Annotated in this window: 6 protein-coding genes; 3 read left to right on the plus strand and 3 right to left on the minus strand. The window is 42.8% G+C overall.

Annotated elements, in window-relative coordinates:
* Positions 1 to 87 precede the first annotated feature (87 nt).
* Positions 88 to 3,972, minus strand: a complete 3,885-nt coding sequence (purL, locus tag H5187_RS21965; RefSeq protein ID WP_182798367.1) for a phosphoribosylformylglycinamidine synthase — start codon at positions 3,970 to 3,972, stop codon at positions 88 to 90.
* 253 nt (positions 3,973 to 4,225) lie between these two features.
* Here purL and mltF point away from each other — a divergent pair, with 253 nt between their 5' ends.
* On the plus strand, positions 4,226 to 5,746 hold the full coding sequence (gene mltF / locus H5187_RS21970; protein WP_259401760.1) for a membrane-bound lytic murein transglycosylase MltF: 1,521 nt from the start codon (positions 4,226 to 4,228) through the stop codon (positions 5,744 to 5,746).
* 134 nt (positions 5,747 to 5,880) lie between these two features.
* A complete protein-coding gene (locus H5187_RS21975) occupies positions 5,881 to 6,048 on the plus strand; it encodes a hypothetical protein (RefSeq protein WP_169020230.1) in 168 nt (55 codons plus the stop codon).
* On the opposite strand, the gene tadA is transcribed toward H5187_RS21975, so the two are convergent.
* On the minus strand, positions 6,045 to 6,548 hold the full coding sequence (gene tadA / locus H5187_RS21980; RefSeq protein ID WP_145235034.1) for a tRNA adenosine(34) deaminase TadA: 504 nt from the start codon (positions 6,546 to 6,548) through the stop codon (positions 6,045 to 6,047). The two genes, H5187_RS21975 and tadA, sit on opposite strands and share 4 nt — an antisense overlap.
* 179 nt (positions 6,549 to 6,727) lie before the next feature.
* On the opposite strand from tadA, the gene H5187_RS21985 reads away from it, so the two are divergent.
* Complete coding sequence (locus H5187_RS21985) at positions 6,728 to 8,032, plus strand: inosine/guanosine kinase (RefSeq protein ID WP_145235032.1); 1,305 nt, start codon at positions 6,728 to 6,730, stop codon at positions 8,030 to 8,032.
* A 20-nt stretch (positions 8,033 to 8,052) separates the two neighbouring features.
* On the opposite strand, the gene glsB is transcribed toward H5187_RS21985, so the two are convergent.
* The gene (gene glsB, locus H5187_RS21990) at positions 8,053 to 8,976 is read right to left on the minus strand and encodes a glutaminase B (protein WP_145235030.1); all 924 of its coding nucleotides are present in this window, start codon (positions 8,974 to 8,976) and stop codon (positions 8,053 to 8,055) included.
* Positions 8,977 to 9,499 lie beyond the last annotated feature (523 nt).

Genomic DNA, 9,499 nt, shown 5'->3' on the forward strand with positions numbered 1-9,499 from the left:
CCTTTGACCAGCATAAACAAAAAAGGCTGCATAGTGCAGCCTTTTATTCTAGTACTAGATAATGAATCTAGTGTGTATAAATATAGTTTAGCCTACATTTTTACGTGCATTGCGGAACATACGCATCCATGGGCTATCTTCGCGCCACTCATCTGGGTGCCACGAGTTAGCAACCGCACGGAATACACGTTCAGGGTGTGGCATCATTACAGTAGCACGGCCATCAGCTGAAGTAATGCCTGTGATACCTTCTGGCGAGCCGTTCGGGTTAGCAGGGTATTGTGTCGTAGGGTTACCGTAGTTATCAACAAACTTAACCGCTACAGTACCTGACTCAAGCGCTGCATTCACTGCTGCATCATTAGCAAACTCAGCATGACCTTCACCGTGAGACACAGCGATAGGCATACGAGAGCCCGCCATACCGTTGAAGAATACCGAAGGATTCTCTTGCACTTCAACTAAGCTAAAACGTGCTTCAAAACGCTCAGATTTATTCGTCACAAAGCGTGGCCAATGTTCAGTGCCAGGGATCAACTCTTTTAATGTTGATAACATCTGACAACCGTTACACACACCTAAACTAAATGAGTCTTGGCGCTCAAAGAAGCTTTGGAACTGCTCACGTGCCATATCATTAAATAAGATTGATTTAGCCCAACCTTCACCAGCACCTAACACGTCACCGTAAGAGAAGCCGCCACATGCCACTAAGCCTTTAAACTCTTCCAGACTTAAACGCCCTTCAAGAATATCGCTCATGTGTACATCAACTGCCGCAAAACCAGCACGGTTAAATGCTGCTGCCATTTCTAAATGCGAGTTAACACCTTGCTCTCGTAAGATAGCCATTTTAGGCTTAGCGCCTGTCGCAATATACGGTGCTGCCACATCTTCATTTAAATCGAAGTTTAGTTTAACGTTAAGACCAGGGTCTTTAACATCAAACTTGGCATCAAATTCTTGCTTGGCACAATCAGGGTTATCACGACGTGCTTGCATTTGGTAGGTGGTTTCTGCCCAAATAGTACGTAATTCAGTACGCGTATTACTAAGTACAGGGTTACCAGCGCGGTTAAATACCACACTGTCGTCACTGTTAAGTGTGCCAATTTCATGGCTGATTGCAGCAATGCCATGCTCAGCAAATACTGCATTCACGACCTCTAAATCACTGTTAGCAACTTGGATTACCGCACCGAGCTCTTCATTATAAAGTGCTTCAATGTCAGAACCTGTTAAACCATCTAAATTAACAGTCACACCAGTATGACCCGCAAATGCCATTTCAGCCACTGTGGTAAATAAACCACCGTCTGAACGGTCATGATAAGCAAGTAACTTATTATCAGCGACTAACGCTTGCATTGCATTGTAAAAGCCTTTTAGTAATTCAGGGCTATCTACATCTGGCGTTACATCACCTAATTGCTTATAAACTTGCGCTAAACTTGAAGCACCTAGTCGGTTTTTACCTGCACCTAAGTCAACCAAGATAAGTGAGGTTTCACCTTTATCTGTACGTAGCTGCGGAGTAACCGTTTTACGTACATCGTCAACACGACCAAACGCGGTGATAATAAGTGATAATGGTGCGGTTACTGACTTCTGCTCGCCATTCTCATCCCACTGGGTTTTCATCGACATAGAGTCTTTACCCACAGGGATGGTTAAACCAAGCGCAGGGCAAAGCTCTTCACCCACCGCTTTAACTGCTTCGTAAAGACCCGCATCTTCGCCAGGGTGACCAGCTGCTGCCATCCAGTTAGCAGACAACTTAATGTTTTCAAGCGGTCCAATGTTAGCACAAGCAATATTGGTTAATGATTCAGCTACGGCCAAACGTGCTGATGCGCCGTAATTAAGCAATGCTGCAGGTGTACGCTCACCAAGAGACATTGCCTCACCATGGTAAGTGTCATACGTTGCTGCAGTTACGGCACAGTTAGCAACTGGCACCTGCCAAGGACCAACCATTTGGTCACGAGCAACTAGCCCTGTTACTGAGCGGTCACCAATGGTGATCAAGAACGTCTTTTCAGCAATCGCAGGTAAACGTAATAAACGTGTTGCCGCTTCACTTACGTCAATATTTGCAGTATCCAGCGCTTTACCAATAACTTGTTGAGATTGCGCTTCACGGTGCATTTTAGGTGCTTTGCCTAATAACACATCCAGTGGTAAATCAACGGGGTTGTTACCAAAATGGCTATCTGCAACGGTTAAATGACGCTCTTCAGTCGCTTCACCTATTACAGCATATTGCGCACGTTCACGCTTACAAATGGCTTCAAAACGGTCAAAATCTTCAACCGCGACAGCAAGTACATAACGCTCTTGAGACTCGTTACACCAGATCTCATGCGGTGCCATGCCCGGCTCATCATTCGGAATATCGCGCAGTTGGAATTTGCCCCCACGACCACCGTCATTAACAAGCTCAGGGAATGCATTTGATAAACCGCCCGCGCCCACATCGTGAATAAACGCGATTGGGTTAGCATCACCTAACTGCCAGCATTTATCGATGACTTCTTGACAACGACGTTCCATTTCTGGGTTTTCACGTTGTACTGACGCAAAATCTAAATCTTCATTTGATTGGCCTGACGCCATTGATGAAGCAGCGCCGCCACCTAAACCAATGTTCATCGCTGGGCCACCTAACGCAATCAACTTAGCGCCAACAGGAATTTCACCTTTTTGTACATGGTCAGTACGAATATTACCTAAACCACCTGCAAGCATAATTGGCTTGTGGTAACCACGCACCTCAAGGCCATTATGACTGGTTACTTGCTCTTCATAAGTGCGGAAGTAACCGACTAAGTTTGGACGACCAAACTCATTATTAAACGCAGCGCCACCCAATGGGCCCTCAGTCATAATATCTAATGCTGTAACGATACGAGCAGGCTTACCAAAATCAGTTTCCCACGGTTGCTCGTAACCAGGAATACGTAAGTTTGATACAGTAAAGCCAACTAAACCTGCTTTTGGCTTAGAGCCACGGCCTGTTGCACCTTCATCACGAATTTCACCACCTGAACCGGTAGCAGCACCAGAAAAAGGTGCAATCGCAGTTGGGTGGTTATGGGTTTCAACTTTCATCAAGATTTCAATGTTCTCTTGATGATATGCATATTCACCTTCAGGATTTGGGAAGAAACGACCCGCTTTCGAACCTTTCATTACTGCGGCGTTATCTTTATAAGCAGATAATACGTTTTCAGGGTTTAGCTCGTAGGTATTTTTAATCATTTTGAATAGCGATTTAGGCTGAACTACACCATCGATGGTCCAATCTGCATTAAAAATTTTATGACGACAATGCTCTGAGTTTGCTTGTGCAAACATAAATAATTCAATGTCGTTCGGGTTACGCCCTAACTTTTGGAAGTTTTCTACCAAGTAATCAATTTCGTCATCAGCAAGGGCAAAACCTTGCTCAACGTTTGCAGTTGCTAGCGCTTCACGGCCGCCGGCTAAAATGTCAACTGATGACATTTGACTCGGTGCATCAGTACGGAATAACGTCGCAGCGTCGTCCATTGCGCTGTGCGTTGCTTCGGTCATGCGGTCATGTAATAAGGCTGCAACTTGATTTAATTGCTCAGCGTTTAAGTCACCTTCAACATAATAAGCGATGCCGCGCTCAACACGGTGTACTTGAGTTAAGCCACAATTATGTGCAATATCCGTCGCTTTTGAAGCCCATGGCGAGATTGTGCCAGGACGAGGCGTTACTAACACCAAAGTGCCTGCAGGTGTATGTTCGGCAATCGTTGGACCATAGGTAAGTAACTTCTCAAGCTTAGTTTGCTCATCACTTGACAGCTGTGCGGTTAGATCTGCAAAGTGTGCATACTCAGCGTATACATTAGTGACTGGAAGTTGCGCCTGTTGGCAACGGGCTAAAATTTTCTGAACTCTAAAATCGGAAAGTGCTGGTGCACCACGAAGGATCAACATAGGTATTTTCATCCGGGGTTAGGGATTGAACGATATTTTAGGCGGGTATTATATACTCAAGTAACTCGGAAATACAGGTTAAGCAGGGAATTAAAATTGCGGCAAGAGCGCTATAAGTTAGCATCGTTTATTACTAATAATGCCTAGTGGCAGATGAAATATCAAACACAGTAAAGTCAACTATGACAAATCGCCAAGTGACGTCATCGCAAAGTTTTGATATAAGGGTGTAATAGCATTCAAGGGGCACAGTATGTTTAAACAAAAGCTAATAACAATCATTACGTTAGTAATGCTTTTGTGTGCCTGCGATATGCAACAGCAGCAATCTCAACTTAGCCAAATAAAAACTCAAAACAAAATCAGAGTGGGTACGTTAGCTGGAGCAAGTAATTATTATCAAGCAGTGCAAGGTGAACAAGGATTTGAATATGAGTTAGCCCAAGAGTTTGCAGATCACCTTGGGGTTGAACTGGAGATGGTGCCATTTTTTAACTTATCCGACATGTTTTCACGCTTAGATAGCGGCGATTTAGACTTAATAGCCTCTGGTTTAACGTACAATAAAGTACGCGCCCAAGATTACCGTTTTGGCCCAACCTATCGCACAATTAGCCAAAAACTGGTTTATAAACAAGGTAGAGTAAGACCTCGTGATTTTGATGATCTAACCGATAACCTGACAGTACTTGCCAAAAGTAGCCATTCATTGGCACTGCAACAAATTAAACAAAGTCACCCCAATTTAAATTGGCGCGAAACAGAAGATCTCGACGAAGAAGAGCTATTACAAGCAGTGATCGATGGTGAAATTGATTACACTCTTGCCGACTCACATACCCTATCGTTGTTTCGTCGCTATCACCCTAATCTTAGTATTGGTTTTTCTGTTACTCGTAACGATCCCATTGCTTGGCTGCTGCGCAAAGACGGCGACGATTCGTTATATGCGTTAATGGTGCCGTTTTTTGGTGAAGTAAAACAAAGTAATCAGCTTTATGTACTTGAAGAAAAATATTTTGGCCATGTCCGCCAATTTAACTACGTTAATACCCTTGCCTATATTGAAGCAATTAAAGAAACACTGCCAAAATATCAACCTTGGTTTGAGCAATATGCAGGCAGCCTAGATTGGCGATTACTTGCAGCTTTAAGTTATCAAGAATCAATGTGGAATCCGCGAGCAAAATCCCCCACAGGAGTTCGTGGTATTATGATGCTCACTCGTGATACTGCAAAGCAGGTCGGCGTAACTAATCGTCTTGCTCCTGAGCAAAATATCAAAGGCGGCGCAGAATATTTGACGAAGCTAGAAAAACGAATTCCCGACCGCGTTCCTCAGCCAGATCGTACTTGGCTAGCTTTAGCATCCTATAATATTGGTTGGGGTCACGTGAACGATGCTCGTATTATTACCGAGCAGCAAGGTGCTAGCCCTGATAAATGGGCTGATGTGAAAAAACGCTTACCGCTATTAATCAAAAAACGTTACTACCGTAAAACCAAGTATGGCTATTCGCGCGGTGACGTTGCAGTCAAGTATGTGGATAATATTCGTCGTTACTACGATGCACTAGTTTGGTTAGATGAAAATGACGCGATCAGCACACCGACTACTGAACCCGATGATGCAGAACAAATAGATCAACCTACTACCCAAGCTGCTGAGATTAAAAATCCAAAGCCTGCCACAATACAAACCACGGTCTCCCCAACAAAAGATGACAGTATCGATGAGCAAGCACCGCAAAAAAAAGATAACGGCGAACAATAAAAATAACTTTAAATGCGATAGGTACGCGCAAACTAAAATATCTATTTACTTGTCATCAAATGATCACTAATGTGTAGTATCAAGTATATAATTAACTTATATCTTTTCTCACTCTCACATTTTCAGGAGAAACCATGCTGAAACGTCGGCGTACACATTCGTTCAAACGAAATGTTATTTATTCATCATCTACCCGTCGCAGAATAATGCTGCGTAATTTACATAGAAAAGTAATTTGGCGTCGCAGAATGTTTGCAATGCAACAAATGGCAGAGTTAAGCATTGCAGCACCTGCAGGTTAAGCCTTCAGGTCACGCAAAGCTTTCTTTGCAGCTTTTATTTCTTGACGGCGGCGTTTAAAAAAATCAGAAATAGTTTGCCCACATAACTCACCTAGTATTCCGGCCTCAACTTCAACCTGATGATTTAATCTAGGATCTTGTAATAGATTCATAATAGAGCCTGCTGATCCTGTTTTTTCATCCGCAGCACCAAACACTAAACGTTTGATACGACTGTGTACTAGCAACCCGGCGCACATAGAGCATGGCTCCAACGTGACGTATAAAGTACAATCAATCAAGCGGTAATTATTAACGACCTTGCCACCTTCGCGTATCGCAATCATCTCTGCATGAGCAGAAGGATCGTTATCGGTAATCGAACGATTGTAGCCAGCTGCAATCAACTGATTATCTTTGACCAGTACAGCACCGACAGGAATTTCATTCAACTGCTCCGCTTTTTTTGCATACTCTAGAGCTTGCGCCATCCAATATTGATCGTTCAATTGTTCACTCATTGACTTAATCTTTAACTAATTATTGTTTAATTATACTCACTTAGGCCATTAAAACGCTAAATATACTGATTAGTGATAAAAATAAAACAAATTAAAACAGCTTTAACATGGCTCACCCCGTGCGATTTACGATATAATCTCTCGCTTTTTTTATTTAGCTCACAACACACGGGTAGCAAATGAAATTTCCTGGACGCCGCAGGCATAAACATTATTTTCCAGTGGAAGCCAAAGATCCACTTACTAATCAACTCAACGCCAGTGATAAGTTGCAACGCAGCTACATCACAGGGATAGATCAAATCGTAGTTGATATAGAAGCTAAAGTCGATCAAGCTTTCCTTGACGAATTTCAACTGCGCCGAGGTATGTCGCAAGTTATTGATAGTGATATAACCAATGCATTATATGACCGCTTAAAACTCAACGATATGATCGATTATGAGTTTGCAGGCGGTACTATCGGCAACACTATGCACAACTACTCAGTATTAGCGGATGACCGCTCTGTACTACTGGGTGTGATGAGTGAAAACATTAAAATTGGTAGCTACGCTTATCGCTTTTTATGTAACACCTCAAGTCGTGTCGATCTCGACTACTTACAACCGGTAGATGGTCCGATCGGTCGCTGCTTTACACTCATTGACGATACTGGTGAACGTACTTTTGCCATCAGCGCAGGGCTGATGAACCACCTACGACCTGAATCAATCGATCAGGAGTTAATAGAGAACTCATCGGCATTAGTGATCAGTGCTTACTTAATGCGTACGCAAGGTTCTGAGACGATGACAGAAGCAACAATGCAAGCTGTCAAATATGCCAATGATGCTGGCATCCCTGTCGTACTCACTCTTGGTACTAAGTTTTTAATCGAGCAAGACCCTACTTGGTGGGCTAGTTTTGTTGAAAAACATGTTGATATTTTAGCAATGAATGAGGAAGAAGGGCTGGCAATAACTGGCTTTGAAGACCCTCTACTTGCTGCTGATAAAGCACTTGATTGGGTAGATTTAGTGATCTGTACCGCAGGTGAAAAAGGCTTGTTTATGGCAGGCTACATCGATGAGCAATTTAAACGAGAAACAGAATACCCATTGCTGCCTGGCGCAATACCAGATTTCAATCGTTATGAGTTTTCGCGCGCTATGCGCAAAGTTGACTGTCAGCAGCCAATTCGTGCATACAGCCATACAGCGCCATTTATGGGTGGTCCAGACTCTATTAAGAACACCAATGGTGCAGGAGATTGTGCATTAGCGGCGGTACTACATGACTTATCGGCAAATGTTTACCATAAGCTCAATGTTGGTAATTCAGCTAAACACCAGCAACCGGCAATGACCTACTCATCATTAGCACAAATTAGTAAGTATGCTAACCGTGCCAGTTTTGAGGTGTTAGTACAGCATTCACCGCGCTTATCTCGTGGTTTACCTGAGCGTGAAGACTGCCTCGAACAGGTTTATTGGGAGCAGTAACAACTCCCAATACATATTAGTTAAAAAATAGAGATATCAAGTTTTTTAGATAGCAGCTCAAGGGCTGCTATTCCTGCCACCGAGTTGCCAAATGAATTTAACCCAGGCGACCATACTGCCACTGTAAACTTATTCGGTAACACCGCTAATATAGTGCCCGATACTCCTGATTTACCCGGCATACCAACCCTATAACCAAAATCGCCCGCCGCATCATAGAGGCCGCTGGTAAATAATAATGAGTTGAGCTGTTTGTTTTGCAGACTTGAAAGTACGCGTCTATTAGACACGTTATCTATCCCTTTATTGGCCAGAAAGTTATATGCTTTAGCCAATTCGACACAATTGAGCTCTATTGCACAAAAATTAAAATATGCCCATAACACATCATCAACTTCGTTTTTAAAGTTACCAAAGGACTTCATTAAATGCCCCATTGCAGCATTACGATGACGAAATTCATACTCAGAATTAGCGACCTTCTTATCAATCACTATGCCCTTATTTCCAGACAATAACCTAAATGTTTCTAACATTGAATGCATAGGTGCAGACAAGCGGCTATATAACGCATCACAGGTAACGATAGCACCGGCATTTATGAAAGGGTTACGCGGTATACCCTTTTCAAACTCAAGCTGAGTCAAAGAGTTAAACGCAGTACCTGACGGCTCTTTGCCGACTCGTTGCCATAATTCATTACCATAGCGCTGCAGCGCTAACGTTAACGTCATTACTTTAGAAACAGATTGAATTGTAAAGCGTTGCGAGCAATCGCCTGCGCAAAATGTCTGGCCATCAGTCGTATATATAGCAATAGAAAATTGGTTAGCATCAACCTCAGCCAATGCTGGAATATAATCCGCCACTTTACCTTGTGATAACAGTGGTTGCACCTCAGCGGTAATTTCATTTAAGACTTGTTGATAATCAGAGGTAGGCAAGGTAACCCTCATTGGCATTGAAAACAGAAATAAAATTCTACCATATTAGAAGAAAAGCAGACTGACTTTATTACTCAAATAATACCTAATAAAACACGCTTACAGTCACTTATGAATAATGCTGATTTGCCTTTTACTTACAAAGAGTGCGAGCTTGCATTTTTCTTATGGGTAGCGCGAGTTTTTTAAGATTAAAAAGTGGCAGTACACGCATGTCAAAGGTTAACACTGACGGCTCGAAGCCAATAGCTTTCCTGCAGACGTAAAAAAGCCCGACTATTGCTAGTCGGGCTTTCTCAATTTGGAGCTTGGCGATGTCGTGGTGCCCACAGCGGTAGAGTGCCACATAGCAAATGTATAGAGTCGGCTTTAGGCTCTTATTCTTTTCCTTTAACCTATTATACCAATCTGCCAAATTATGTGATCTAATTAGCACACTGATACTTATCTACTTTTACTAAATTGAACTTAGAAAAATCCAAGCAACTTTTAGCTTTATCACGTAAAGAGCCTAATGCGAGAA

The sequence above is a fragment of the Pseudoalteromonas sp. SG44-1 genome, from assembly GCF_014164315.1.
Lineage (GTDB): Bacteria > Pseudomonadota > Gammaproteobacteria > Enterobacterales > Alteromonadaceae > Pseudoalteromonas > Pseudoalteromonas rhizosphaerae.

Bases quoted from the DNA above. Each gene is read 5' to 3' on its own strand.
- H5187_RS21975 (WP_169020230.1), top strand. From the start codon at position 5,881: ATGCTGAAACGTCGGCGTACACATTCGTTCAAACGAAATGTTATTTAT.
- mltF (WP_259401760.1), top strand. From the start codon at position 4,226: ATGTTTAAACAAAAGCTAATAACAATCATTACGTTAGTAATGCTTTTG.
- purL (WP_182798367.1), bottom strand. From the start codon at position 3,972: ATGTTGATCCTTCGTGGTGCACCAGCACTTTCCGATTTTAGAGTTCAG.
- H5187_RS21985 (WP_145235032.1), top strand. From the start codon at position 6,728: ATGAAATTTCCTGGACGCCGCAGGCATAAACATTATTTTCCAGTGGAA.
- tadA (WP_145235034.1), bottom strand. From the start codon at position 6,548: ATGAGTGAACAATTGAACGATCAATATTGGATGGCGCAAGCTCTAGAG.